The 26,722-nt window shown below is 64.7% G+C and carries 22 protein-coding genes; 7 read left to right on the top strand and 15 right to left on the bottom strand.

The genetic code is table 11. The features are described 5' to 3' along the window. Window positions 1-48 precede the first annotated feature (48 nt). Together M2427_RS03350 and M2427_RS03345 are read right to left on the bottom strand one after the other, a co-directional pair. Window positions 49-1,878, bottom strand: a complete 1,830-nt coding sequence (locus M2427_RS03350) for a caspase family protein (RefSeq protein WP_280704734.1) — start codon at window positions 1,876-1,878, stop codon at window positions 49-51. A 180-nt stretch (window positions 1,879-2,058) separates the two neighbouring features. Next, window positions 2,059-2,487: a GFA family protein gene (locus M2427_RS03345; protein ID WP_280704733.1), complete on the bottom strand. Its 429-nt coding sequence runs from the start codon at window positions 2,485-2,487 to the stop codon at window positions 2,059-2,061. Window positions 2,488-2,582: 95 nt separating this feature from the next. Between M2427_RS03345 and M2427_RS03340 the strand changes: the two genes are divergently transcribed. The 3 genes from M2427_RS03340 (at window position 2,583) to M2427_RS03330 (ending at window position 5,648) form a co-directional block, all read left to right on the top strand. Next, entirely contained in the window at window positions 2,583-2,957 is a 375-nt protein-coding gene (locus tag M2427_RS03340) for a nuclear transport factor 2 family protein (protein ID WP_280704731.1), read from the top strand. A 176-nt stretch (window positions 2,958-3,133) separates the two neighbouring features. After that, window positions 3,134-3,991, top strand: a complete 858-nt coding sequence (gene bla, locus M2427_RS03335) for a class A beta-lactamase (RefSeq protein WP_280704730.1) — start codon at window positions 3,134-3,136, stop codon at window positions 3,989-3,991. A 46-nt stretch (window positions 3,992-4,037) separates the two neighbouring features. Further along, on the top strand, window positions 4,038-5,648 hold the full coding sequence (locus M2427_RS03330) for a Na+/H+ antiporter (RefSeq protein WP_280704729.1): 1,611 nt from the start codon (window positions 4,038-4,040) through the stop codon (window positions 5,646-5,648). Between the two features lie 7 nt (window positions 5,649-5,655). Here M2427_RS03330 and M2427_RS03325 read toward each other — a convergent pair whose 3' ends face one another. The 5 genes from M2427_RS03325 to M2427_RS03305 form a co-directional block, all read right to left on the bottom strand. Then, window positions 5,656-6,471: an N-acetylmuramoyl-L-alanine amidase gene (locus M2427_RS03325; protein ID WP_280704728.1), complete on the bottom strand. Its 816-nt coding sequence runs from the start codon at window positions 6,469-6,471 to the stop codon at window positions 5,656-5,658. Continuing rightward, window positions 6,468-7,364 (bottom strand): TauD/TfdA family dioxygenase, encoded by an 897-nt coding sequence (locus M2427_RS03320; protein WP_280704727.1) that lies wholly within the window; start codon window positions 7,362-7,364, stop codon window positions 6,468-6,470. The genes M2427_RS03325 and M2427_RS03320 overlap by 4 nt, the downstream gene beginning before the upstream one ends. Window positions 7,365-7,512: 148 nt before the next feature. After that, window positions 7,513-8,796, bottom strand: a complete 1,284-nt coding sequence (ispG, locus tag M2427_RS03315; protein WP_280704726.1) for a flavodoxin-dependent (E)-4-hydroxy-3-methylbut-2-enyl-diphosphate synthase — start codon at window positions 8,794-8,796, stop codon at window positions 7,513-7,515. Between the two features lie 12 nt (window positions 8,797-8,808). Then, a complete protein-coding gene (locus M2427_RS03310) occupies window positions 8,809-9,762 on the bottom strand; it encodes a DMT family transporter (RefSeq protein WP_280704725.1) in 954 nt (317 codons plus the stop codon). Window positions 9,763-9,797: 35 nt separating this feature from the next. Further along, window positions 9,798-10,292, bottom strand: coding sequence for a transcriptional repressor (locus M2427_RS03305; protein WP_280704724.1), 495 nt, complete (start codon window positions 10,290-10,292; stop codon window positions 9,798-9,800). A gap of 156 nt (window positions 10,293-10,448) precedes the next feature. Between M2427_RS03305 and M2427_RS03300 the strand changes: the two genes are divergently transcribed. Genes M2427_RS03300 through M2427_RS03290 form a run of 3 tightly spaced genes read left to right on the top strand, consistent with a single transcriptional unit; the run spans window position 10,449 to window position 13,660 of the window. Continuing rightward, window positions 10,449-10,931, top strand: coding sequence for a MarR family transcriptional regulator (locus tag M2427_RS03300; RefSeq protein WP_280704723.1), 483 nt, complete (start codon window positions 10,449-10,451; stop codon window positions 10,929-10,931). Beyond that, complete coding sequence (locus tag M2427_RS03295) at window positions 10,924-12,099, top strand: HlyD family secretion protein (protein WP_280704722.1); 1,176 nt, start codon at window positions 10,924-10,926, stop codon at window positions 12,097-12,099. The genes M2427_RS03300 and M2427_RS03295 overlap by 8 nt, the downstream gene beginning before the upstream one ends. A 4-nt stretch (window positions 12,100-12,103) precedes the next feature. Next, window positions 12,104-13,660 carry an MDR family MFS transporter gene (locus M2427_RS03290; RefSeq protein ID WP_280704721.1) on the top strand — a complete coding sequence of 519 codons (1,557 nt, stop codon included), beginning with the start codon at window positions 12,104-12,106 and terminating at the stop codon, window positions 13,658-13,660. Window positions 13,661-13,798: 138 nt separating this feature from the next. Here the strand turns inward: M2427_RS03290 and M2427_RS03285 are convergent, their stop codons facing one another. The 6 genes from M2427_RS03285 to pcaF form a co-directional block, all read right to left on the bottom strand. Then, window positions 13,799-14,887, bottom strand: a complete 1,089-nt coding sequence (locus M2427_RS03285; RefSeq protein WP_280705203.1) for a phosphotransferase — start codon at window positions 14,885-14,887, stop codon at window positions 13,799-13,801. A gap of 55 nt (window positions 14,888-14,942) precedes the next feature. Further along, a complete protein-coding gene (locus M2427_RS03280; RefSeq protein ID WP_280704720.1) occupies window positions 14,943-16,940 on the bottom strand; it encodes a methyl-accepting chemotaxis protein in 1,998 nt (665 codons plus the stop codon). Window positions 16,941-17,145: 205 nt separating this feature from the next. Further along, on the bottom strand, window positions 17,146-17,748 hold the full coding sequence (pcaG, locus tag M2427_RS03275) for a protocatechuate 3,4-dioxygenase subunit alpha (RefSeq protein WP_280704719.1): 603 nt from the start codon (window positions 17,746-17,748) through the stop codon (window positions 17,146-17,148). A 1-nt stretch (window position 17,749) separates the two neighbouring features. Further along, window positions 17,750-18,451, bottom strand: coding sequence for a protocatechuate 3,4-dioxygenase subunit beta (gene pcaH, locus M2427_RS03270; protein WP_280704717.1), 702 nt, complete (start codon window positions 18,449-18,451; stop codon window positions 17,750-17,752). A 126-nt stretch (window positions 18,452-18,577) separates the two neighbouring features. Beyond that, window positions 18,578-19,471, bottom strand: coding sequence for a dioxygenase (locus M2427_RS03265; RefSeq protein ID WP_280704715.1), 894 nt, complete (start codon window positions 19,469-19,471; stop codon window positions 18,578-18,580). 65 nt (window positions 19,472-19,536) lie between these two features. Continuing rightward, the gene (gene pcaF, locus M2427_RS03260; RefSeq protein WP_280704714.1) at window positions 19,537-20,745 is read right to left on the bottom strand and encodes a 3-oxoadipyl-CoA thiolase; all 1,209 of its coding nucleotides are present in this window, start codon (window positions 20,743-20,745) and stop codon (window positions 19,537-19,539) included. 268 nt (window positions 20,746-21,013) lie between these two features. Here pcaF and mutS point away from each other — a divergent pair, with 268 nt between their 5' ends. After that, a complete protein-coding gene (gene mutS / locus M2427_RS03255; RefSeq protein ID WP_280704713.1) occupies window positions 21,014-23,752 on the top strand; it encodes a DNA mismatch repair protein MutS in 2,739 nt (912 codons plus the stop codon). A 9-nt stretch (window positions 23,753-23,761) separates the two neighbouring features. Here the strand turns inward: mutS and M2427_RS03250 are convergent, their stop codons facing one another. After that, the gene (locus tag M2427_RS03250) at window positions 23,762-25,438 is read right to left on the bottom strand and encodes a PAS domain-containing methyl-accepting chemotaxis protein (protein WP_280704712.1); all 1,677 of its coding nucleotides are present in this window, start codon (window positions 25,436-25,438) and stop codon (window positions 23,762-23,764) included. A gap of 252 nt (window positions 25,439-25,690) precedes the next feature. After that, window positions 25,691-26,491, bottom strand: coding sequence for a hypothetical protein (locus M2427_RS03245; protein WP_280704711.1), 801 nt, complete (start codon window positions 26,489-26,491; stop codon window positions 25,691-25,693). Between the last annotated feature and the right edge of the window lie 231 nt (window positions 26,492-26,722).

Here is a 26,722-nt window from a genome sequence, read left to right as displayed (position 1 = left end):
CCGCAATATTGTCCCGGCTTCGCCGGGACAATATTGCAAGCAACACCCTCAGTTGCAGACTTCGTAATTGGCATCATTGTGTGGGCCGCCGCCGCCACGATACTCGAGATGACAACCGGGCCTGACGGGACGGCAGAGCAGATCGTTACAAAAGATCTGGCCGCCGCCCGTAGCGCGACCAGCGCGAGCAGCAACGGCAGCGCCGCCCGCCGCTCCGGCGCCAGCGCCACCGGACTGGCGAGGCTGCCGTGCGGGACGGTCATCGCTGTCGTCGCGCTTGGCAGTTGCAGGCTTGTCAGTTGCAGGCTTGGTCGGCTTGGCGGCGCGCTGCTTCTCGCATTCATTGTCATCGTTCAGCACATAGCCGTCGCCGCAGACGATCTTAGTGCATGTGTTGCCGTCGGCCTTGAAACCGTGATCGCAGACCAGCGGGCAGACGCGCGACTGCTTTGACTTGACCGTGTCGAGCGCATCCGTGCTCGCCACCTTCACGTCGAGCTTGGTGCCGGCGTAGCGATTGAACTGCGACAGCGACCGTTGCGAAGACGTATTCCAGTTGCCATCGGCCTGACCGGAGTAGCAGCCGACGCGGCCGAGCTCGGTCTGCATCGAGCGGCTGAGATCGGCCGGCGTGGTGGCCGGGCTCAGCGAAGCGACATTGGTCCCGGCAGGGTTCGCCGTGCTGGCCGGCGCAGCGCCCGGCACCGCGGCCGCGAGATTGACACGCTGCTGCTCGCCGGCGGCAGCCTGCTGCTGCGCCTGCTCCTTGGCCTTCTGCGCGGCAAGCTGGGCCTGCTCGGCCGCCTTGGCATCGGCCGCAGCCTTGGCTTGCGCGTCCTTCTGCGCGCCAAGCGCGGCGAGACGATCGCGCTCGGCCTCCGCCTGCTTGGCCTTCTCGGTCGCGGCCGCATGAACCTGCTCGGCCAGGATCTTGTCGAGCTGGAGCTTGGCAAGGTTCGCATAGAAGCCGTCTGAATGCTGGGCCAGGAAGGCTTCCCATGCCGGCTTGTTGCCGACCTGGAGCGCGAGCTCATAGTCGCGGCGGATGTCGGCCTGCGGATTGATTGCGGGCGCGGGCGCGGACGTCGCCGCGGCCACGGCCTTCACAGGCACCAGCGGCACGTCTTCGCCGCCGAGCGAACCGTAGACGAACGGCTCCTGCTTGTTGCCGGTGGATTTGAGCACCTCGTCGCGCACGAAGCCGAAGGCGCGGCGGACATCGAGACCAGGCGTCGTCAGATGCTTCGACAAGGCGACGGTGAAGGGGCTGTTGGCACCGTCGCCATCCTGAGCGGTGAAGCCGGCCTTGGCCGAATAGGCGATCAGCGTGTTGGTGCTGGTCGGCTCGACCTGGGCCAAACCGCGGCCGATGCCACGCGACGCAAGCGTTCGCTTCATTGTCCTGCCAAACGGATTGTCGCGGCAGGCGTCGAGGATCACCAGGCGCAGCTGCTTGGCCGGCTCGACCGCGACCAGAACGCGATCGAGCGAGAGCGCCTCGTCATAGACGTCGGTGTCGCGCTCGAGCTTGGCGTCAACAGGGACCAGATAGTTGGAGCCTTCGACCTCGATGCCGTGGCCGGCATAATAGACCACGGCGATATCGGCATCGCGGGTCGCATCGGCGAACTCGCGCAGCACGCGCCGCGTCTCGAGCGCGGTCAGATCGTGGCGGGAATCGACGACGTCGAACCCGGCATCCCTCAGCGTCTTTGCCATCACCGCACCGTCGTTGACGGGGTTGGCGAGCGAGGGCGCGTTCTGATAGGCCGAGTTGGCCAGCACGAGCGCGACGCGCTTTGCAGCGAAGGCAGGCTGGGCGCCAAATATCAGCGCGACAGCAAGAAGAAGCGGGTAAATCTTGAACAAATTGCGCATGACACGCTTTCCAAAAATTCGGGGCAGTTCGCACCCTCGGGACGACCTTAGCAAGATCCGCCACCCGCACCTGTGATGGACGTCACGAAGACTACGCCAGCGACAGGCCGAGGAATCCCTTTAGTTAGTCGCGCCAGCGCGTTGGCGGTTCGCCACCAAATGCAACCGGGCGGATTTGCCCTAGGGTTCCCCAATGTGCCCCCGATACTGCGGCAGATTGTCCGTAATCTCGTGCCAAGGCGCCTTGGAGCCCACGAAAATATGGGCGGTCGGGCGGATCGAGGGGGCATCGACCAGGGTTCCCATGGCGACATGGACCCATTTTCCTTCCCGGACACGGGAATAAAGCAGCGAGCCGCAGCGGGCACAGTGCGCATCATGGGTGATGTCGTCCCCGTAAATCATCCTGATGTCCTCGCCCCTGACGAGGCGGAGCTTGCCGTATTCGATGCCGGCGAATGGCTTGAAGGCGGAACCGGTGGTGCGGCGGCAGTTTGAGCAGTGACAATTCAGCGCATAGGAGAACGCATCTGCCACCTCGTAGCGGACCGCGCGGCAATAGCATTCGCCGGCAAGAATACGACCGTTCTGATGTTGTGAAACCGTCACGATGACGCCCTCGCGCAAATGGCAGAAGACGGAGATAGCGCAATTTGATCTGTACGACTAAGCTTCCGCCAAGCCATCATTCAAAGGGATGACCCATGAGCCCAAACCGGTCGAGCGTCGAAGCCGTCGTGCAGTCCTATTTCGACGCGCTTTACGAGGGCGATGCCGACAAGCTCGGCGAGGTGTTCCACCCCTCAGCCGATCTGCGCTGGGTTGAAAAGGGCGAGCTGAAGATCCTGACCGTGCCGGACTGGCTCGCCTGGGTCCGCAAGCGTCCCTCGGCCAAGGCCGAAGGCAAGCCGCGCGAGGATTTCATCATCACCATCGACCGCTCGGACGAGAAGACCGCCTTCATCAAGGTCAAGTGCCAGCTGCCACCGCGCTTTTTCACGGACTATCTGGTGGCGATGAAGCTCGCCGACGGCTGGCAGATCGTGTCGAAATCGTATCGGTATGATCTGAAGGATTAAGGCTCCACTGCCTGAAATCGGGCACACTCGTCCTCCATTCTCCGTCATTGCGAGCGCAGCGAAGCAATCCAGAATCCCACCGCGGGGACAGACTGGATTGCTTCGCTACGCTCGCAATGACGGCGGGGACAGCCCGCTCGTTGCATCTCCCACCTCTGTCTCAGCCAAAGGTCCTCATGCTGCTCGACCGTCGTTCCCTGCTCGCCTCGCTGTGCTGGATGGCCGCTGCTCCCGTCCTTGCTGCGGAGGCGCCACCTGAGCTCGAATCCTATGAGCGCGAGAGCGGCGGAAAGATCGGGGTCTATGCGGAGAACCTCACCACCGGCGCAAAACTCTCATGGCGGGCGGACGAACGCTTCGTGATGTGCTCGACATTCAAGGCTTCGCTGGCGGCCTGCGTGCTGGCGCGGGTCGATCGCGGCGAGGAGAAGCTGACCGCCATGATCCCCTACGGCAAGGCCGATCTTCTGGAATACGCGCCGGTCGCGAAACAGAATCTCGCGGCCGGCGCGATGTCGGTCTCCGACATGTGCAAGGCGATCGTCGAGCTCAGCGACAACACCTTCGCCAATCTGCTGCTCGCGCGGATCGGCGGCCCTGCCGCCCTCACGGCGTTCTGGCGATCGCTTGGCGACTCGACCTCGCGGCTCGACCATATTGAGCCCGAGCTCAACCGCTCGCCGCCCGGCGATCCTCATGACACCACGACGCCCGCAGCGATGGCCGGCAATCTCAAGCGGCTGGTGACGGGCGAAGCGCTGTCGCCGGCCTCGCGCGCCCAGCTCACCGAATGGATGGTCGGCTGCAAGACCGGCGCGAACCGGCTGCGCGGCGGCCTGCCGGCAGCCTGGACAATCGGCGACAAGACCGGCAACAACGGCAAGGACGCATCGGGCGATATCGCAGTCGCCTGGCCCAAACCCGATGCGCCAATCCTGATCGCTACTTACACTCAGGGCGGCACGCCGAATGCGGCCCAACTCGAGGCGGTGTTCGCCCGCGTCGGGCGGATGGTGGCCGACCGGCTGGCGTAAGCCGCCTTGCATTGACCTCTCGGCCGCTTCCGGGCCAAGACAGGTCATGATCGCAGCGAAATTCCAGACCTTTCTCATCCTGCTCGCGGTGCTGGCCGGCACCGCGCTGGTCGCACGGCGCTTCAACATGGCGCCTGCCATTCTGCTGATGCTCTCCGGCGTCGGCCTCGCTTTCGTGCCGGGCATGCCGCCGGTGGAGCTGCCGCCGGAACTGGTGCTGCTGATGGTGCTGCCGCCGCTGATCTACTCGGCGAGCGTCGCCATGAGCTGGCGCGAGTTCAGGACCAATCTGCGCCCGATCGTGCTGCTCGCGGTCGGCGCGGTGATCTTCACCGCGGCGATGGTCGCAACGGCCACCCACTATGTGATCGGCCTGCCCTGGAGCATCGGCTTTCTGCTGGGCGCGATCGTCGCGCCGCCCGACGTCGTGGCGCCGCTCGCGATCGCACGCCGGCTGAACATGCCGCGCCGGCTGCTGGTCATTCTCGAGGGTGAAGGGCTCGCCAACGACGCCACCGCGCTGATCCTCTACCGCTTCGCGCTGGCCGCGATCATGGTCGGGCATTTCTCCATGCCGCTAGCGGCAGGCGAATTTGCCCTCATCGTCGCCGGCGAGATCGCTTTCGGTATCGGCGTCGGCTGGCTCTCGTTGCGTTTCCGCAAATGGTCCCGTGAGCCGCGGGTCGAGCTGACGCTGTCATTGATCACACCTTACGTCTCCTACTGGCTGCCCGAGCATGTCGGCGGCTCCGGCGTGATCGCCACCGTCGCCTGCGGCCTCTATGTGAGCTGGAACGGTCCGCTGCTGATCTCGGCGTCGACGCGTCTTCAAGGCATCTTCTTCTGGGACCTGATCATCTATTTGATCGAGGGCGTGCTGTTCCTGCTCACCGGCTTCCAGATGCGGGCGCTCTACGAGAAGTCGAAGGCGTTCCCGCTCGACGACATCATGCTCGCGACCGCCGTGGTCGTGGTCATCATCGTTCTCGCGCGCTTCACCTGGCTCTACCCTGCGACCTATCTGCCGCGGATGCTGAGCAAGTCGCTGCGCGCACGCGATCCGTCGCCGCCCTGGCAGTGGCCGTTCGCGCTCGCCTTCACCGGCGTTCGCGGCGCGGTGTCGCTGGCGGCCGCGCTGGCGCTGCCGTTCACGCTGCCTGATGGCGATGCCTTCCCCTATCGCGACCTGATCCTGTTCGTTGCCTTCGGCGTCATCTTCATCACGCTGATCGGCGTCGGCCTGACGCTGCCGCCGGTGGTGCGCTGGCTCGGCATCGCCGAGGCCGGCCGCAGCGAGCATGTCGCCGAACACGAGGCCGAGATCGCCGCACGGCGCCAGGCGCTCGACGCCGCGCTGAAATCGCTGGATGCGTTGACCGAGGAGAAAGAGGTCTCGGACGAAGTGATGCGGCTCTTGCGCGCCCGCCACGAGATCCGCGTCAACCAGCTTCCGGACTCGCTCGATCCCGCCCACCACGACGTCTCCGCCGCCGGCACCGCGCTGACCCGCGAACTGATCGCCGCCGAGCGCAAATTCATCCACGACCTGCTGCGCGACGGCCAGATCACCGACGAGACGCGGCGCAGGATCGAACGCGATCTGGATCTGGAAGAGGCGAGCCTGGCGAACCGCGAGTATCAGGGGGCGCCGCTGTAGCGTCTCGTCATGGCGAGCGCTTCTCGCAATACGTCCGCATCGCAGTGACCACGGCCGTTGCAATCAGCTCACGCCGCTCCGGCGAGTTCATCGCCATCTCCTCGTCGCGGTTGATGATGGAGCCGGCTTCCAGCAGCACTGCGGCGCTTCGGGTCTGCGAGAGCACGACGAGCCCGTCATAGCGGTAGACGCCGACATCCTTGTCGAGCAGGTCATGCCGGTAGCGGCCCATGACCGGCAGGCTGTATTGGGTGGCGTATTGCAAGCCCTTGTCCTTCAGCTCCCGGCCCAGCAGTTTGGCGAAGCCGAGGCTGGCAGTGAAGTGCGGATTGCGCTCGGACACGAACAGCGAATGGCCGCTGAAGCGATCGCTGAAATAGCTCTTGGCGCCGTCGAATTCCCACACTTCGAGCATCTTGTCGGGCACGGAATCGTGGTGGACCGACAGGAAAAAATCCGCATGCGCGTCGTTGGCGGTGCCGACGCGCTTGAGCAGGCTTGCTCGCGCCTTGCCATCGGTCACCAGCACGCGGGTCGCGGCAAAGCCCGCCGACTTCAGGCGCGCTCCGATCAGCCGCGTCAGTTGCAGGTTGAAGCCGAACTCCACGTCGTTGCGCGCGCTGGTCGCGCCTTGCGATTCGGAGGTGTGGCCGACATCGAGGATGATCTTGAACTTGCGCGGATCGCACGGCGCCGGCGCAGGTGACTTGATGGCCCGCACGGGCTTGCGGGCCGTAGCCGCCTGGCCGTCGCCAACTGACGACACCAGGAGCGGGATCAGCGCGGCAACGATAGCGGCTGTGATGCGCCACGATGTGTTCAAACCGGCCGTTCCCCCTTCACCGTCACGCGCGTGCCGGAGCGCGTGTGCGGCCAGTAATCCCACATCGCGCGATGCTGGGTGCAGCGGTTGTCCCAGAAGGCGATAGCGTTCTCGGTCCAGCGGAACCGGCACTGGAACAGCGGGTTCTCGGCGTGCTGGTAGAGATAGGCGAGCATCGCGTCGCTCTCGTCGCGCGGGATGCCGTTGATGTGCCTGACGAAGCCCCTGTTGACGTAGAGCGCCTTCTTGCCCGTCACGGGATGGGTGCGCACCACCGGATGCTCCGCGCTCGGATAGGACGGGCGGTCGGCGACACCATAGTTCGCATAGAGCCCGCGATAGATCGGTTCGCCGTCGTGCAGGGCGGTCAGGCCATCGAGATAGGCCTTCATGCGATCGGATAGCGCCTCGTAGGCCGCGTACATGTTGGCGAACAGCGTGTCGCCGCCGCGCGGCGGGCATTGCTTGATGTAGAGGATCGACCCCATCGGCGGCTCGAGGTCGCAGGAGACGTCGGAGTGCCAGCCCTCGCCGTTGGCGCGCGGCGAATTCTTGTCGGCGTAGATTTTCATCAGCGCCGGATCTTCATCCTCGTGCGGCGCGGCGGGATGGAAATGCAGCTCGCCGAACTTGTGGCCGAAGGCGAGGTGCTGTTTTGGCGTGATCGTCTGGTTACGGAAGAAGATGACGAGGTTTTCGGCCAGCGCGCGGTGGATCTCGTCCATCTGCTGGTTGGATCGCGCAGCGTCGGAGACGAGTTGGCCGATGTCGACGCCGGTGATTTCGGCACCGATGATCGGCGTGAGCTTCTCGACAGCGATGGTTTCGTACGGCGCGCCGTCCTCAGCCGTGTGGCGATAGCGCGGGCCCTGCTTGCCGGCGAGTGAGCTCATGGGCGATGTCTCCCGATGGTTCTGATTGGGAGGCATCGTAGCGCGCGGTGATGGATGTGCAATCTGCACCGCAAGCACAATCGTCGTCCCGGACAAGCGTAAGCGCAGCCGGGACGACAGCAGAGTGTGGGGCGCTGGCGGAGTAAACCTACTCCGCCGCCGTCACCGGCACCTTGGCGCCCTGGCCGTAGCGCTGGTCGATGTAGTCGATCACCAGCGCCTTGAAGTCGGCGGAGATGGTGGGACCACGCAGCGTGCGGAACTTCTTGCCGTCGACGAAGACGGGCGCGGCCGGCGCTTCGCCGGTGCCGGGCAAGGAGATGCCGATATTGGCGTGCTTGGATTCGCCGGGGCCGTTGACGATGCAGCCCATCACCGCGACGTTGAGCTCCTCGACGCCGGGATACTTGCTCTTCCAGTTCGGCATCTCGTCGCGGATGAATTCCTGGATCGAGCTTGCCAGCTCCTGGAACGTGGTCGAGGTGGTGCGGCCGCAGCCGGGGCACGCCGCGACCAGCGGCACGAAGGTGCGGAAGCCCATGGTCTGCAGCAGTTCCTGGCCGACCTGCACTTCACGGGTGCGGTCGCCGCCGGGCTCCGGCGTCAGCGAGATGCGGATGGTATCGCCGATGCCCTGCTGCAAGAGAATGCCGAGCGCGGCCGAGGACGCGACGATGCCCTTGGTGCCCATGCCGGCCTCGGTGAGGCCGAGATGGATGGCGTAGTCGGAGCGCGAGGCGAGATCCTGATAGACCGCGATGAGATCCTGCACCGCAGAAACCTTTGCGGAGAGGATGATGCGATCCTTGGGCATGCCGAGCTCTTCGGCGCGCGCGGCCGAGAGCAGCGCCGACTGCACCATCGCCTCGCGCGTCACCGCGCGGACGTCACGCGGATTGGCGGACGCGGCGTTCTCGTCCATCAGCTTGGTCAGCAGCTCCTGGTCGAGCGAACCCCAATTGGCGCCGATGCGGACCGGCTTGTTGTTCTTGTTCGCGATCTCGATGATGTCGGCGAACTGGGTGTCGCGCTTGTCCTTGAAGCCGACATTGCCGGGATTGATGCGGTACTTCGCAAGCGCCTCGGCGCAGGCCGGATAGGCCGCGAGCAGCTTGTGACCGATATAGTGGAAATCGCCGATCAGCGGCGTGGTGATGCCACGCTTGGCGAGGCCATCGCGAATGTGCGGAACGGCGGCAGCAGCTTCCTCGCGGTCCACGGTGATGCGGACCATCTCGGAGCCGGCGCGCGCGAGCGCTGCGACCTGGGCGATGGTGCCGTCGATATCGGCAGTGTCGGTGTTGGTCATCGACTGCACGACGATCGGCGCACCGCCGCCGACGGCGACGTCGCCGACCTTGACCTGGGTGGTGTGATGACGCGGCGCCGGGCCTGCGATGTCGGAATAGATGGTGTTTTCGAGCTTGTTCATGGGCTCCAAATATCAGGTTTTGGTGACGTTCAGCAATGCATCCGCCGGCGTCGCGGCCTCTCGGCTCGGACGGTTAACCAGAAAAAGCCCAGCAATTACAAGGACGGCTGCCGCCCCGAAGGCCAGACTTAGGGTGTCGTGCATGATGAAATAGCTACCCACCACGCCGAACAAAGGGGTGATGAAGGTAAAAGCCGACAATTTGCTGGCCGAATAGGCCTTCACCAGCGCGAACCAAAGCGTGAACGTGGTTCCGACCACCCAGATCGCCTGGAAGGCCATCAAGGCGAATGACAGCGGCGACGGGGTGTGGGTGATGGATTCGCCGAACAGCCAGGCGGCGCAGCCCAGGATAGGGATCGAGGTCGCGACCTGATAGCCGAGTGCCTTCTCCGGCGCAGCAAAGCGCAGTCGCGTGCCCTTGGCCACCAGCGTGGTCGCGGCCCACAGCGATGCACCGAGCACGATCATGAGATCGCCGAGCAGAACGTGCGAATCGACATTGGCCTGCGGCACGCCGATCGCGAGAGCGACGCCGGCAAAGCTCACAGCGAGGCCCAGCCATTGCGTGCTGCCAAGACGCTCGCCGAGCACCTGATAGGAGCCGAGCGCGACGAAGAACGGCGCCGTGTAGAGGAACACGACGGCGCGGGACGCCGAGGTCAGTCGCAGGCCCTGGAAGATCAGCACGAATTCGATGCCGAACATGAGCCCGGCGATCAGGCCCGGCTTCCACGTGTCGTCATTCTCGAAGAACTTAACACCACGAAACGTGCCGATCAGGAACAACACCGGCAGCGCGCCCATTGAACGGATCATCGCCTGCAGCATTGGCGGAATGTCCGGCAGCACCAGCTTCACCGCGATCTGGTTGAAGGCCCAGGTCAGGCACAGCATGAGCATCAGTGCGATGGCGCCGGCACTGAGGGGGCGACCGGCGGACGGAATGGCTTGAGGTGAGGACATTTCTTCCCGAGACCCGGCTTTGCGCCGTTGTTGCTTCAAGACGTTTTCTGACAATGGGTGCAGATGCCCGTGATCTCGACCACGGACAGCTTTGGCGCGAAGCCTGAGGCGCGCGCCGCAGCGTTGAGTTCCCCGGCAAACGATCCTGATGGGATCTCGCCGACAAGACCACAGCGCTCGCAGATCAGGAACGCGACCGCCGAGGTCGCATCGTGGTCATGGGCTGCGCAAGCGAGATAGGCGTTGCGGCTTTCGATGCGGTGCACGAGGCCGTTCGCCATCAAGAAATCGAGAGCACGGTAGACTGTGATCGGTGCCGGCCGCGGCATCGATTTGGCGAGTTCGTCAATCACCTCATAGGCGCCGAGCGGCCGATGGCTGGAGAGCAAGGCCCCGAGCACCTGGCGCCGGATCGGCGTGAATTTCTGCGCGCGAGCCTCGCAAACCGCTTCCGCATGCGCCAGCGCGTCCGCGGTGCAGCGGCCGTGATCATGGTCGGGCGTCGGAAAGGCCGGCGTTGCGAGGGTCATTCGGCCCGCCTTCTAGCATTTCGGCCGGGGAACCCAAAGCACGACCGACGCCGCGGCGGTCAGCCATGCTTTTGCTGCGGGACAGCGTCGCGTTAACCCGCCGTGAAATAATCATAAGCTTGCTTATTATATTCAAGCTCATTGGAGACCAAGCTTATGACCCGCGGGTCTGTCGACCAGAACTTCCTGTTCACGCTCGGCGAGCTCTACCGCCTGTTGCGCGTCTATGCCGACAAGGAGGCCTCGCGCTTCGGCATCACCCGCGCGCAGTGGGCGGTGCTGGCCAAGGTCGAGCGCAGCGAAGGCATGAAGCAGTCGGAACTCGCGGAACTCCTGGAGATGCAGCCGATCACGCTGACGCGGCTGATCGACAAGCTCTGCGACAGCGACTGGATCGAGCGCCGCAGCGATGCCACCGACCGCCGGGTCAAGCGCCTCTATCTCAAGAAGGCCGGCCGCGCGCTGCTCGGCAAGATGAGCGGCCTGAAATCGGAACTCACGGCGAACGCGCTCGACGGCATCAGCCCGGCGGACGCCCACCGTCTCCTCACTCAACTCGAAACCATCAAGGAAAACGTGCGAACCGCGATCCAGAACAGCGGAGCGGAACAAGCACGTAAGGAGCAGCGCTATGGCTGAACAAGTCCTCAAATTCCAGCCCGAGCAGAAGATCGACGGCGGCAAGCCGACCAAGAAGGCCGGCACCGATCCGCGCCGCCGCTTCATCGCCGGCCTGCGCCGCTATCGCCGCTTCCTGCTGATGGTGGTGCTGCCGATCGTTGCCGTCATCGCCGGCGTCACCTTCTATCTCAATGGCGGCCGCTATGTCGGCACCGACGATGCCTATGTCGGCGCACAGAAGGTGCTGGTGACGCCCGACATCTCCGGCAAGATCCAGAAGGTCGTGGTAAGGGAAGGCCAGCTGGTCAAGCAGGGCGACGAACTGTTCGAGATCGACCCCGTGCCGTTCCGCCTCGCGGTGGACGAGGCCAAGGCGCAGCTGATGCAGGCGCAGACGACCTATGACAACCTTCGCGCCAACATCAAGATCTATGGCGACATGCTCGATCTCGCCCAGAAGGGCGTCGACCTGAAGCAGCGTGACGTCGAGCGCAAGCAGGCGCTGGTCAAGAACAGCTTTGGCTCGCAGCTCGACCTCGACAACGCCTCGAACGCGCTGGTCACGTCGGGCTCGATTGCGCAATACGTCAAGCAGCAGATCTCCGCCGCCAAGACGCAGCTGCTCGGCGACACCGAGCTGCCGCTGGAGAAATTCCCGCCTTACGTTTCTGCCAAGTCCAAGCTCGACAACGCCGAACGCAATCTCGACCACGCCGTGGTGCGGGCCTCAATGGGCGGCATCGCGACCCAGGTCGAGCAGATCCAGCTCGGCCGCTACGTCACCGCCGGCACGCCGGTGTTCTCCATCATCGACGTCACCCATCCCTGGGTCGACGCCAATCCAAAGGAGAGCGACCTCACCTACGTCACCGAAGGACAACCTGTGACCCTCGAGGTCGACGCGTTCCCGAACCACGTCTTCAAGGGCAAGATCGGTTCGCTCTCGCCCGGCACCGGCGCGCAATTCGCGATCCTGCCGCCGCAGAACGCCACCGGCAACTTCGTCAAGGTCGTGCAGCGCGTGCCCGTCAGGATCTACTTCGACGAGAGCGACAAATACGTGAAGAAGCTGAAGGCCGGCATGAGCGTTTATGCCACCATCGACACCGGCCACCAGCGCTCGCTCGCCGGCCTGCTCGGCCTGTCGGCGACCGCGAGCCAGGACAAAGATCAGGACAAGGACTGATCCGATGGCGGAGTCCAATCCCGCCCTGATGGTCCCCGGCCTGCGCCGGAACATGGTGACGATCTGCGCCATGACGGCGACCATCATGCAGGCGCTCGACACGACCATCGCCAACGTCGCGCTGCCCTACATGCAGGGCACGCTGTCGGCGTCGCAGGACCAGATCAACTGGGTCTTGACCTCCTACATCGTCGCCGCCGCGATCATGACGGCACCGGTGGGCTGGATATCGAATCGCTTCGGCCGCAAGCGCATCTTCATCATCTGCGCGGCCGGCTTCACTTTCTCGTCCGTGCTCTGCGGCCTCGCGCAGGACATCAACCAGATGGTGCTGTTCCGCCTGCTGCAGGGCGTGTTCGGAGCGGCGCTGGTGCCGCTGTCGCAGTCCGTCATGCTCGACTATTACACGCTGCAGGAACGCGCCACCGCGATGTCGATCTGGGGCATGGGCGTGATGATGGGCCCGATCATGGGCCCCTCGCTCGGCGCCTGGCTGACCGAGAGCTATTCCTGGCACTGGGTGTTCTTCGTCAACCTGCCGTTCGGCGCGATCACCGTGCTCGGGCTCGCCGTCTTCATGGACGAGACCGACAAGAATCTCAGCCTCAAATTCGACTGGTTCGGCTTTGCCGCGCTGGCCATCGCGATCGGCGCGCTTCAGCTCGCGCTCGACCGCGGCGAGCAGCTCGACTGGTTCGAATCGGTCGAGATCGTGACCGAGTTCATCATCTCAGGGATCGCGTTCTACTACTTCTTTGCGCACTCGTTCACGACCTCAAAACCGTTCATCCAGTTCGCGCTGTTCCGCGACCGCAACTTCCTCACCGGCTGCATCTTCATGACGGTGATGGGCCTCGTGCTGTATTCGACCATGGCGCTGGCCTCGCCCTACCTTCAGAACGTGATCGGCTATCCCATCATGACCGCCGGCGGCCTGCTCGCCAGCCGAGGCTTTGGCACCTTCTTCGCCATGATGATGGTCGGCCGCATCATGAAGTACATCGAGGCGCGCACGCTGATCATCTGCGGCCTGACGCTGACGGCGGCCTCGCTGTTCCAGATGACCGGCTGGACCGACCAGACCCAGGTGCCGGAGATCGTCATCGTCAGCGTGATCCAGGGTTTTGGCTTCGGTCTCGTCTTCGTGCCGCTGTCGACGGTGTCGTTCCTGACGCTGCCGAACCATCTGCGCACCGACGGCACTTCGATGCTGACGCTCCTGCGCAACGTCGCAAGCTCGGTCGGCATCTCCATCGTGATCGCCCAGCTGACCCAGGGCACGCGCAAGACCTATGCGATCCTCTCGGAGCACATCAACCCGTTCAATCAGGCGCTCCAGATGCCTGATGTGCGCGGCATGATCAATCTCTCCACCGATGCCGGCCGCGCCATGGCCGACCGCATGGTCAGCGTGCAGTCGCAGATCATCGCCTTCGCGCACGACTACCAGCTGGTGATGTTCTTCATTCTCTGCACCATTCCGCTGGCGCTGATGATCGGCTCGACCAAGGCCACGCTGCGCAAGCAGGCGGCCGGGCCGGAACATGCGGTGATGGAGTAGCCGCGCGATCTCGTGCCCCGGACGCGGCGCAGCACGCAAGTGATGCGCTGCAGAGCCGGGGCCCATGCCGCGGCATACTGGGTCCCGGTTCTGCGGCGCAGCGTTACACGCTGCACCGCGCCCGGGACACCAGACCCGCTACAACAACTCCTCGCAGCCGAGATCCTCGACCGCCATCATCACGCGCTCCAGATTGTTCCACCAAATCCCCGGCGGGAGGTTGATGGCCCATTGCCAGACCGGCTTGGTGATGTGCCAGAGCACCGACCAGCGATAATCCTGGTCAAGCGCGCCGCGTGTGTAGCCGGCGACACCGTGTGCAAGCAGCGTTTCATAATAGCGGTTGAGCAATGCCCGCTCGAGCGCCTGCCGGCGCTCGGGATACCATTGGATCGCCATCATATAGGCGAGGTCGTTGGTGGGGACATTGATGCCCCACAGCTCGAAATCGAAGATGCGCACGGTGTCCGCGACGCCGGCCCGCGGCAGCAGGAAATTCCAGGTATGCGCATCGCCGTGAACGATGGTGACATGGCGGCGCGAATGGTAGCGCTGGGATAACCGCTCCGACTGCTCGATCAGGCGGCGGTAGAGGATACGCCGCTCCTCACTCAGGCGGTCGCCGAGCTCATCGGCAAAGCGATCGTAATGACCGGCAAAGGTCTCCATGCGCGCCGCGCTGTCCTCGGGGCTGGCCCAGGTGCCGACGGTCTCGCCGAGATCGGGATGATTCCACCACGCCGCATGCATGCGCGCCAGGGTCGTGACGATAGCCATCGACTGATCGCGCGACGGCGGCAGCGTCGGCACGGTCGCGAGCTCATGACTATCGGTGAGGTCTTCGAGCAGGAGATGCCACGCCCCGCTCTCGTCCTCAGAACGCCCGTCGAAGCAGCGCGGCACCAGTCCCCGAGGCATTTTCGGTGCAAGCTTCGTATAGAAGGTCACCTCGTGCCGACCGCCCTGCGCGAGCGTCTTGGCAAAATCGGCGTGCGGCGTCTTGAGGATCAGGGTCTGCGGCGAACCGGTGGACTCGCCGACATAGCGCAGACCGAGCCGGGTGATGTGCGACACCAAGGTGTCGCGTTCATCCAGCACCTTCACCTCACGCACGGCGCCGGCGTCCAGCGCACCCGCCTTGCGCAACGCGGCGGTAAGATAGCTGGGCTCACTGACCGCCAGAAGTTGCGGATTCGTCATGACCACGATGCCCCCGTGTCGCACAATACTGCACGATCACAATCGCGGACACCAGCGACAGATGCGCCTGTTGCGGCAGTCCTCAGGCCGCCGCCGTTTCTTCTTCAAGATTCCGAGCGATGTAGCGGCCGAGCTCTGCCCTTTGAGCGTCTCCAAGGGTAAAGGCGACGTGCGCGGCTTCACCATCGAGAGTCCGCACGGTGAAGGGGAGCGCCGATGCAAATCCCTTGATACGCAGCACGCCGGTCTCGTTGAGGCCGAGCTGGGGCGCGCAGCGGATCCAGGCACCACCTTCTGAAAGGTCGACCAAAGCTGTCGCGTGCATCGCTTGCCGGCTGTCCGTGACAGTCACTTCCAGATCGGTCGGATAGCGCTTGCCGAGACGACGATCGACCTCCGCCGCCGAACTGCGCACGGTGCGAACGAGCACCGATTGCAACGACGACAGGTTCGAGGACACGCCGGAGATCGCGTCGCGCATCTCGGCCGCGCGCGCGTTGACGGAATCGGCGTCCTGGCTGACGCGGGCGATCTTGGTGGACACTTGCTTGGCCGCGGAGGCCGACTCCTGGATCGACCGCGCGATCTCCCGTGTCGCAGCATCCTGCTGCTCCATGGCCGCGGCAACCGAAGTCGCGACGCCGTCAATCTCGGCGATTTGGCCGCCCATCTCCTCTACCGCATCGACAGCGGCCTGCGTCGATTGCTGAATCTCCGCGATCAGCCGGGCAATCTCTTCGGTCGATTTGGCCGTCTGGTTGGACAAGGATTTGACCTCGGCCGCCACCACCGCGAAGCCACGACCGGCCTCGCCCGCGCGGGCGGCCTCGATCGTTGCGTTCAAGGCAAGCAAATTGGTCTGGCCGGCTATGCCTCCGATCAGATCGGAGACTTCGGCGATCTTCTTCACGGACCCCGACAGGGCCTGAATGGTCGTCCGCGCCTGCTCGCGACCGGCAACCGCCGACGCAGTGACCTGGCTTGCGCGCGCCAATTGTCCTGAAATCTCGCGAATCGATGCCGTCAGCTCTTCTGCCGCGGCGGAGACGGTATCTGCGCTCGCAAGGGCCTGCTCGGAGGCCGCGGCGACGCCTTGCGATTCCATCGACAAATCACGCGCGATATCCGAGAGATTGGTGGCCGCACGCTCCACACCCTCGGTCGCGCCGGTGGCCGTCTCGACCGATGCACCGGTTTCGCGCTCCACGGTGGCAGCCATGTCCAGCAGTGCCTTGCGCTTCGCCCCGTTTGCCTGTTCCTCGTTGCGAACCTGCTCCTCGCGCAGCCGCGCATTGTCGAGCGCGCCCTGCTTGAACACGGCCAGCGCGCTGGCCATCGAGCCCACTTCGTCGCGGCGCGTCGCATAAGGTACGTCCGCAGAGAGATCTCCTGTCGCGAGCTTCTGCATCGCGCCGGTCATTCGAACGATCGGGCGCACCACCCCGAAAGCGACGAATCCGATACCGCCGACGATCAGGGCAAGCACGACGGCGGAAACGCCCCACACGACATAGGAAATGAAGGCGTCGCGCTCGGCGGCGAGCTTTTCCATGTCGGCGTTCTGCTTGTTGGCCCCCTCGACGATGCCGTCGATGATGCCGCGATGGGCCGTGTAAGTGTCCTTCAACTGCGCGTAAGCCCGCTCGGCCGACGCCGTGTCCTTGCCCGAGAGGGCCGGCATGAGCTGATCGAATACCAACTTCCAGAACTTCTGAACCTCGACATCCGATTTGGAAACCAGCGCGGCCTTCAGATCTGCGGCCAGGCTGGACGCGCTCCAGAATGCCTTGCGATCTTCATAGTCCTTCCGGAGCTGCACCAGGCGCTCGCCGTGAGCGGTCAGTTGGTCCGGCTCCCGCATTGCCAGGGTTGCGACCAGATAGGCTTCGAGCACGTAGGCCGGAGGCGGCAGAATGTCGGCGACGAGATCGTTACCCAGCTTGATGTCGGAATACAGCGGCCCGCCGACCTTCAGCTCGCGCAACGCGTAGACGCTGGTCGCCAGCACCGCCGAGAAACCCAGCACCAGGAGAAGGCCAAACGCAACGATGGCCGAAGAGATCGACAAACGCATTTTCATGGAGGACGCCCGCAATCTGTACGATCCCCATGGATAGTCCTATGAAGTCAACGGACACTAAATGGAGCTATCGAAATTCTGCAACAAGAGCCTCCGTAAGAGACCGGAGGAGGAACGATAATTCGCATCACGCGCATTGCATCATTTCAAAAGGAAATGCCCGGGCAGCCCCGGGCATTGCAACGGAAAAAATTGAGGTGTCGCTTCACACGTCGAAGAACACCGTCTCATTGTCGCCCTGCAAGCGCAGGTCGAGCTTGTAGACGGCCTTGCCGGCCTCGCGCACCGCGGTCAGCGTGGCGCGGCGGTCGGCGGGCACCAGCGCCAGCACGGGATCGGCGGCGTTGCCGGCCTCGTCGCTGAAATAGATGCGGGTATAGAGATGCCGCAACATGCCGCGCGCGAATACCGCCAGCACGATATGCGGCGCCTGCGGCTTGCCATCGGGATCCGGCACTGCGCCCGGCTTGATGGTGTCGAAGGAATAATTGCCGTCCTTGTCGGTGCCGCAGCGGGCGAAGCCGCGGAAGCTGGCGTTCGGCAGCGCGCGCTTGTCCTGCGGATCGGCGTAGCGACCCTGCGCATCGGCCTGCCAGATCTCCAGCATGGCGTCGGGCACGGTGGCGCCGTCGCCGTCGAGCACCCGGCCCTCGATGCGGACGCGATCGCCGGAGACGTCTGGCGTCAGCGTCGAGTTGGTGAAGGCGTCGTTCCAGGCATATTCGCCTGTCGGTGTCAGGCCGTATTTGAAGAACGGGCCGACCGTCTGCGACGGCGTGATCCCATCGGGCTTCACAGAATCCTGCACGTTAGTGGTTCTCCATGGGGGTGGCGTTCTGGCCGCGCAGCACGATGTCGAAGCGGTAGCACAGCGCCCATTCGGGCTTGGTGTTCTCCAGGTCGAACGACGAGACCATGCGCATCCGCGCCTTTTCGTCCGGCACCGAGTTGAAGATCGGATCGAACGGGAACAGCGGATCGCCCGGGAAATACATCTGCGTCACCAGGCGGCTGACGAAGGAATGGCCGAACACCGACAGATGAATGTGCGCGGGGCGCCAGGCATTGTGGTGATTGCCCCACGGATAGGCGCCGGGCTTGATGCTGACGAAACGATAGTAGCCGGCAGCATCGCTCACGGTGCGGCCCGCGCCGGTGAAGTTGGGATCGAGCGGCGCCGGATGCTGGTCGCGGACATGGACGTAGCGGCCGCAGGCATTGGCCTGCCAGATCTCGACCAGCGTGTTGGCGACGCCGCGGCCGTCCTCGTCACGGACATGGCCGTGCACGATGATGCGTTCGCCGAGCGGCTCGCCCTTATGCTGGGTGGTGAGGTCATTGTCGCCGTCGCGGACGGTCTCGTGGCCATAGACCGGGCCCGTCAGTTCCGACAGCGTGTGGCGCATCGGGATCAACGGCTTGTTCGGCGCGCGCTTGATCGAGCTCTTGTATTCGGGCGACAACGGCAGCGGGTGCGCCTTGTTGCTGCCGGTGGGATAGATGAAAGTCATTGGCGAACTCCTCCCCGGCCATTTTCGGGCTGGCCGGTCAACATTTGCGCCAATCATTATAGAATATAACTAATCTAGGGAAGCGGGTTTAGCGCCCTTCCCGCACCCCCATTTGGGCCGCCAGTCCTATTTGATCGGGGCACGCGGCAGCACGGCTTCCCCCGCCTCGAGCCGGTAGGTGTGGTCGAGCGAATACCAGGGCGCAGAGACGTCTCGCGCGGACGGATGCGGCGTCTCGTGGCGCACGAACTTGCCGATCAGCGCCTGCGTCACGCCGAACTGCACGTCGCTGTCGATGTGGGGGTCGTTGGGATCGTAGACCTGCGAGATCAGCACCTTGAAACCGGGCTTGAAGATCAGGGCGTGCAGATGCGCGGGGCGATAGGGATGGCGGCTTTGCGCCTCCAGCAGGCGGCCGACCACGCCGTTGGTCGGAATGGGATAGCCCACCATCATCACCGAGCGGAAGGCGAAGCGCCCGTCGGCATCGGTCGTGAACTTGCCGCGCAAATTCATGTCGGCCTGGTCAGGATCCTGGTTCTCGTAGAGACCAACCGGCGAGGCGTGCCAGACATCGACCTCTGCGCCGGCGACAGGGCGGCCGTCCTTGTCGACGACGCGACCGCTCACGAACAGCGGTGCGCCCGGGGTCTCGGAACGGACGATCGATCCGCCATTCTCCACGCGCGGCGAATTCAGCCGCCAGAACGGCCCGAGCAGCGACTGATCGGTCTCGGTATTGCCCTGATCGCCGTTGTTGAGCAGGCAGACCAGCGACGAGACGCCGAGCGAGCCGGCCATCAGCACGACTTCGTTGTGCGTGTCGGTGGTCAGCTTGCCGAGCTCGGCGATGACAGAAGTGGCGTCGCGGAATTCCTTCTCGGTCAGCCTGACGTCACGGACGAAGCCGTGCAGGTGCTTGACCAGCGAGACCATGATCTGCCGCATCCGCGGATCGGACGTCCGCTCCATCACCGCCAGGGCGGCGGCCGTGACGTCCTGCTCGCGTTCGATGATCATGCGCGTCTCCCAACCACCGGACTCTTCGCCTCTCCCCGCAAGCGGGGAGAGGGAGAGGAGAGAGCTTAATTCACCTTTTCGATCGCAACGGCGACGCCCTGGCCGACGCCGACGCACATGGTGGCGAGCGCGAGCTTGCCACCGCGCTTCTCCATGCCGTGGACGGCGGTGAGCGCGAGACGGGCACCGCTCATGCCGAGCGGATGGCCGAGCGCGATGGCGCCGCCATGCGGATTGACGAAATCGGCATCGTCGGCGACGCCGAGCTGACGCATGCAGGCGATGCCCTGCGAGGCGAAGGCTTCGTTCAGCTCGATCAGGTCAAAGTCAGTGATCTTCTTGCCCAGCCGCTCCATCAGCTTGCGGGTCGCCGGCACCGGGCCGATGCCCATGATGCGCGGCGGCACGCCGGCCGAGGCCAGGCCAAGGATGCGGGCACGCGGCGTCAGGCCGTGCTTCTTCACGGCAGCTTCGGACGCGAGGATCATCGCGGCGGCGCCGTCATTGACGCCCGAGGCGTTGCCCGCAGTGACGGTGCCGGGGTTGCGCACGATCGGCTTCAGTTTTGCCAAGCCTTCCAGCGTGGTCTCGGGGCGCGGATGCTCGTCCTTGTCGATCGTGATCGGGCCGGCCTTGCCGCCGGGGATGGTGATCGGGGTGATTTCCTCGGCGAAATAGCCGGACACGATCGCCGCACCGGCGCGCTGCTGCGAGCGGATGGCGAAGGCGTCCTGGTCGGCGCGCGAGACCTGGAATTCCTCGGCGACGTTCTCGCCAGTCTCCGGCATCGCGTCGACGCCGTACTGCGCCTTCAAGAGCGGATTGATGAAGCGCCAGCCGATCGTGGTGTCGAAGATTTCAGCCGAGCGAGAGAAGGCTTCCGCCGCCTTGCCCATCACGAAGGGCGCGCGGGTCATGGATTCGACGCCGCCCGCGATCGCAAGCTCGATCTCGCCGGAGCGGATGGCACGACCGGCCGCGCCGACCGCATCGAGGCCGGAAGCGCAGAGCCGGTTCAGGGTCTGGCCGGGAACCGAATCCGGAAGGCCCGCCAGCAGCAGTGCCATGCGCGCGACGTTACGGTTGTCCTCGCCGGCCTGGTTGGCGCAGCCGAAGAAGACTTCATCCACCTGCGCCCAGTCGAGCCCGGGGTGCTTGGCCATCAGCGCCTTGATGGGAGCGGCTGCGAGGTCGTCGGCGCGCACCTTGGCGAGCGAGCCGCCGAAACGCCCGATCGGGGTCCGCACGGCATCGCAGATAAAGACGTCACGCATCGTTGTTCTCCCTGAATGCCGCGGTCCGGCGAAAATTCTTCAATGTCGGCGGAGTTTTAGGAGGGCGCCCGCGGCAGGTCAATTGACGGTTTCGCGGGGGCTGTCATTCCGGGGCGCGCCACTGGGCGCGAACCCGGAATCCATTCATCCACGCGATTTGCGGCCCGATGGATTCCGGGCTCGCCCTTCGGGCGCCCCGGAATGACGGCGTGGAAAACCGGCCAAAGCGATAGGAGCGGGAGGCGAAATTTTGTAGGTTGCGCCGCCCATGACGATGCAACGGCCGATATCCGTCCCGCCCCCCGACGAAGCACCCGCGCCGCAAGCGGAAGCCGCCGCGCGCGTGACGCCGATGATGGAACAGTACCTGGAGATCAAGGCAGCGCATCAGGGCTTGCTGCTGTTCTACCGGATGGGCGATTTCTACGAGCTGTTCTTCGAGGACGCCGAGATCGCCTCGAAGACGCTCGGCATCGTCCTGACCAAGCGCGGCAAGCATCAGGGCAACGACATCCCGATGTGCGGCGTGCCGGTGGAGCGTTCCGAAGATTATCTGCATCGCCTGATCTCGGCCGGCCACCGGGTCGCGGTGTGCGAGCAGACCGAGGATCCTGCAGCTGCGAAAGCGCGCGGCAACAAGAGCGTGGTGCGCCGCGGCGTGGTGCGGCTGGTGACGCCGGGGACACTGACCGAAGACACGCTGTTGGACGCCCGCGCCAACAATTATCTGCTGGCGATTGCGCGGGCGCGCTCGTCCGCGGGCGGCGATCGCTTCGGGCTTGCCTGGATCGACATCTCGACCGCCGAATTCACCGTGACGGAATGCTCTGGCGGCGAGCTCGCCGCGACCTTGGCGCGCATCAACCCGAACGAGGCGATCGTCACCGACGCGCTCTATGGCGATAACGAGCTCGGACAGACCTTGCGCGAGCTGCCGGCGGTGACGCCGGTGACCCGCGACGTCTTCGACGGCGCCACCGCCGAGAAGCGGCTCTGCGACTACTTCGCCGTCGCGACCATGGACGGGCTGGCGCAGCTCTCGCGTCTCGAGGCCACAGCGGCGGCCGCCGCCGTCACCTATGTCGACCGCACCCAGGTCGGCAAGCATCCGCCGCTGTCGCCGCCCGCGCGCGAAGCCTCCGGCGCGACCATGGCGATCGATCCGGCCACGCGCGCCAATCTCGAGCTGACGCGGACGCTCGCAGGCGAACGCCGCGGCTCGCTGCTCGATGCCATCGACTGCACCGTGACCTCGGCCGGCTCGCGCCTGCTGGCACAACGGCTCGCCGCGCCCTTGACCGATGCGCCCGCGATCGCGCGGCGGCTCGATGCCGTCAGCGCCTTTGTCGCGGATTCAGCCACGCGCGAGGACATCCGCAGCATCCTACGCGGTGCGCCGGACATGTCGCGCGCACTCGCCCGTCTTTCCGTCGGGCGCGGCGGCCCGCGCGACCTCGCCGGCTTGCGCGACGGCATCCTTGCCGCGGATCAGGTGCTGGCGCGGTTGTCCGAGCTCGACCAGCCGCCGCAGGAGATCGCGGCGGTGATGGCGGCCCTGCAGCGCCCTTCGCGCGAGCTGGCCGCCGAATTCGCCAGCGCGCTCGACGAGCAGCTGCCGCTGATCAAGCGCGACGGCGGCTTCGTTCGCGCCGGCTACGAGCCGGCGCTCGACGAAGCGCGAAACCTGCGCGACGCCTCGCGTCTCGTCGTCGCCTCGATGCAGGCGCGCTACGCCGACGCGACCTCCGTCAAGGGCCTGAAGATCCGGCACAACAACGTGCTCGGCTATTTCGTCGAGGTCACCGCGCAGCACGGCGACAAGCTGATGTCGGCGCCATTGAATGCGACCTTCATTCATCGCCAGACGCTGGCGGGCCAGGTGCGCTTCACGACGTCGGAGTTGGGGGAGATCGAAGCCAAGATCGCCAATGCCGGCGACCGCGCGCTTGGGCTCGAGCTCGAAATCTTCGAGCGGCTCTGTGCCAAGGCACTCGAGATCAGCGACGATCTGCGCGCGGCTGCGCAGGGCTTTGCCCTGCTCGATGTTGCAACGTCATTGGCCAAACTTGCGGTCGACGAGAATTACGTGCGGCCCGAGGTCGACGCCTCGCTCGGCTTTGCGATCGAGGCCGGTCGCCATCCCGTGGTCGAGCAGGCCTTGAAGCGCAACGGCGAGCCGTTCATTGCGAACGCCTGCGACCTTTCGCCGAGCCCGGCGCAGAAGTCCGGCCAGCTCTGGTTGCTCACCGGTCCCAACATGGCCGGTAAATCGACCTTCCTGCGCCAGAACGCGCTGATTGCCCTTCTTGCTCAAATCGGAAGTTTCGTGCCGGCGACACGCGCGCGGATCGGCATCATCGACCGCCTGTTCTCGCGCGTCGGCGCCGCCGACGATCTCGCCCGCGGCCGCTCCACCTTCATGGTGGAGATGGTCGAGACGGCGGCGATCCTCAATCAGGCCGGCGAGCGCGCGCTTGTCATCCTTGACGAAATCGGCCGCGGCACCGCGACCTTCGACGGCCTCTCGATCGCCTGGGCCGCGATCGAGCATCTGCACGAGAGTAATCGCTGCCGCACGCTGTTCGCCACGCATTATCACGAGCTGACCGCGCTCTCGGCCAAGCTGCCGCGCATGTTCAACGCGACGGTGCGCGTCAAGGAATGGCAGGGCAACGTCGTGTTCCTGCACGAGGTGCTGCCCGGCTCGGCCGACCGCTCCTACGGCATCCAGGTCGCCAAGCTCGCAGGTCTTCCGCCGGCCGTCATCACCCGAGCGAAGTCCGTGCTTGCAAAACTCGAAGCCCAGGACCGCGGCCAGACCGCCCGCGCGCTTGCCGACGATCTCCCGCTTTTCGCCGTCCCCTCACGCGCCGCCGCCGAAGCCGCGCCGCCGACCGAGGCCGAACTGCTGATGGAGGCCGTGAAGGCGCTCCATCCGGACGAGATGTCGCCGCGCGAAGCGCTCGATGTACTCTATGCGCTGAAGGCCAAGCTGCCGAAGCAGTGACGGCGCCGCTTACGCCCTCGCTGCGATCGCCGCCGCTTCCGCGGCGGCGCGCTGCATGCTGGTCGACATCTCGTTCGTCACCGTGCTTTGCTCCTCGATCGCGGCGGCTGTCGACGTCACGTATTCGCTGACGTTGTTGATGGCCGTCTTGATCGAAGCCAGGGCGGTGACGACGTCGCCGGAGATACCGTTGAGGCTGCCGATCTCCGCACCGATCTTGTCGGTGGCCTGCTTGGCCTGGTTGGCGAGGCTCTTCACTTCGGACGCCACCACGGCAAAACCGCGACCGGCTTCACCCGCGCGCGCCGATTCGATCGTGGCGTTGAGCGCCAGCAGGTTGATCTGCCCGGTGATATTGTTGATCAACTCGACGATGCCGCTCATGGCCTGCGCGGCTTCGGTGAGGCGCTGGGCCTGCGCGTCGGCGGAGGAAACCTGATCCACCGCGCTCATCGCGGTCTCGCGCGACTTGGTCATGGCTTCCGAAATCTCCCGCACCGAGGCATTGAGCTCCTCCGAGCCGGCGGCAACCGATTCCATCATGCCGCGGACACGCTCGTTGCCCATGCGGACCAGCACCTGCTTGGTGGTGTCGGTGGCGTATTTCACGACCTTGAACGGCTTGCCGTTGAGATCGAGGATCGGGTTGTAGGAGGCCTGGATGTAGACTTCCTTGCCGCCCTTGCCGATGCGCTTGTATTCCGCAGCCTGGTACTGACCGCGATTGAGCGCAGCCCAGAACTCGCGATAGCCCGCGCCGTCGCGCTCGCTCGGCTCGACGAACATGCTGTGATGCTTGCCCTTGATCTCGGCCAGCGAATAGCCGAGCGTCTTGCAGAAATTCTCGTTGGCGGTGATGATCGTGCCGTCCATGTTGAACTCGATCACGGCCTGGGCCTTGTCGATCGCCGCAAGTTGGCCGGCGAGGTCGGCGTTCTTCAGCTTTTCCGCGGTAATGTCCGTTGCAAATTTGACGACGCCGAACGGCTTGCCGTTCTCGTCGAGCATCGGATTGTAGGAAGCGAGAATCCAGACCTCGCGGCCGCCCTTGCCGATCCGCTTGAACTCGCCGGCCTGGTACTCACCGCGGTTGAGCTTCGCCCAGAACTCGCGATAGGCAGCGCCGTCACGCTCGGCGGGCGCGACGAACATGCTGTGATGCTTGCCCTGGATCTCGGCGAGCGAATAGCCGAGCGCCTTGCAGAAATTCTCGTTGGCGGAGACGATGGTGCCGTCGAGCTTGAACTCGATCACGGCCTGGGCACGGCTGCTGGCGGCGATCTTCGAAGCCTCCGCCATGCTCCGGATCTTCTTCTCGGTGATGTCGGTCGCGATCTTGGCGACCATCACCGCCTTGCCGTTGCCGTCGAGCACCGGATTGTAGGAGGCTTCGATCCAGATCTCGTGGCCGTCCTTCGCGATTCGCTTGAACTCGCGCGCCTGATACTCGCCACGGTTCAACGCGGCCCAGAACGCCTTGTACTCGGCGCTGTCGCGCTGGTCGGCCGGCACGAACATGGAGTGATGCTTGCCCTGGATCTCGTCGAGCCGATAGCCGAGGGCATCGAGAAAATTCTTGTTGGCCGTGATGATGGTTCCATCAAGGTTGAATTCGATCATCGCCTGCGAGCGACCAATGGCATCGAGCCGCGCCTGTGCATCACTCTGGGACTTGCGACCGAACATCCTAATGTCTCCTCGATGAGAAATGGTTTCGGGTGACGCAGGCAGCGCAGCTCTCACGCTCGAACAATTCGTCTCGCCCGTCACTCGGGTTTGGTGGACTGCAGGGCCCGCATTCAACGTGGGCCGCCTCAACAACCGACGAGTACATTTACGGCCAAGGCGCAAAGATTAAATTAACGACGCTATCGGAATTGCGCGGCTGGACACCGCAGAACTACCGACCGATGCCCGCAAAAAATCCGAGCGGAATGCTTACGCTTCAATGCGCTGTCTTCGGCGTCCATTCCACCACAGCGTCAAGTTCCACGTCACGCAGGTTGCAAGCGCGAGACAAAGGCCAACCACCGATCCAAATTCCACGACTGCAACGTGCATCACCGCAATCGCCATTCCGAATCCGAGCAGGCCCCAGGCGGAGTTCGCGAGCACGGCCGCGGTCGGCGGGCCGCCGATGCGCGGATGCAGGATGATCATCATGCTGGTGAAGACGATCGGATAGAGCGCGATCACGCCGGAGACGCGCGGGCCGACCCAGCCGGAGGTTGAGACCACGATTGCAACGAGCGTCGCCACCAATGAAGCGCGGAACGGAATATCGTACCAGCGGCGCGTCACCAGCGGCATCTTCACACGGCGATACTTCGCGAGCAGCGGAATGCAGATAGCGAAGGCGACCAGATTGACGGCAAGCCCGGCCATCAGGGTCCAGTCGGACAGACGGATGATGGATGCCAGCACGATCCACACCGCCACCGCACTTCCGACACTCACGGCAAAGCTGCGCCGCTGTGCCAGCACGACGTAGGTGAGAGCCATCAAGATCGTCGCAGCGTTGATCGGCAGACTGGACAGCGCGCCTTGCGCGATGAAGTCCGCGTCGTGGTCGATCGCGAGGAAGACATAGGAAGGCCCCGCCGAGATCGGCAGCGTCGCCACCAGCGCGCCGATCACCGGGCCGGAGCGTTCGGTAATGATCGACGCCGACACGACGAATGCCGCGGAGATCGCCATGCGCAAGAGGAGGATTAGGATGAAGTGCAGGTCGAGGGACATTTTTGTTCTTACCCTCCCCTGGAGGGGTCCGGGACGAGCGTAGCTCGCCCGTAGGTCGCTGGGCATTGAGCGAAGCGAAATGCGCAGCGGGGTGGGGTGATCTCTCCACGCAAACAGTGCCCGAGTGGAGAGATGGCCCCCCCCCCCCCCCCCCCCCCCCGCCGCCCCCCCCCCCCCCCGGGGGGGGGGGCAAAAAACAAAAAACCGGGCGCCCGAACCCAAACCCAGGGC

The organism is Bradyrhizobium sp. BR13661 (assembly GCF_029892425.1).
Lineage (GTDB): Bacteria > Pseudomonadota > Alphaproteobacteria > Rhizobiales > Xanthobacteraceae > Bradyrhizobium.
Note: the sequence above shows the minus strand (reverse complement) of the source record. Positions and strands in the feature narration are given on the sequence as shown.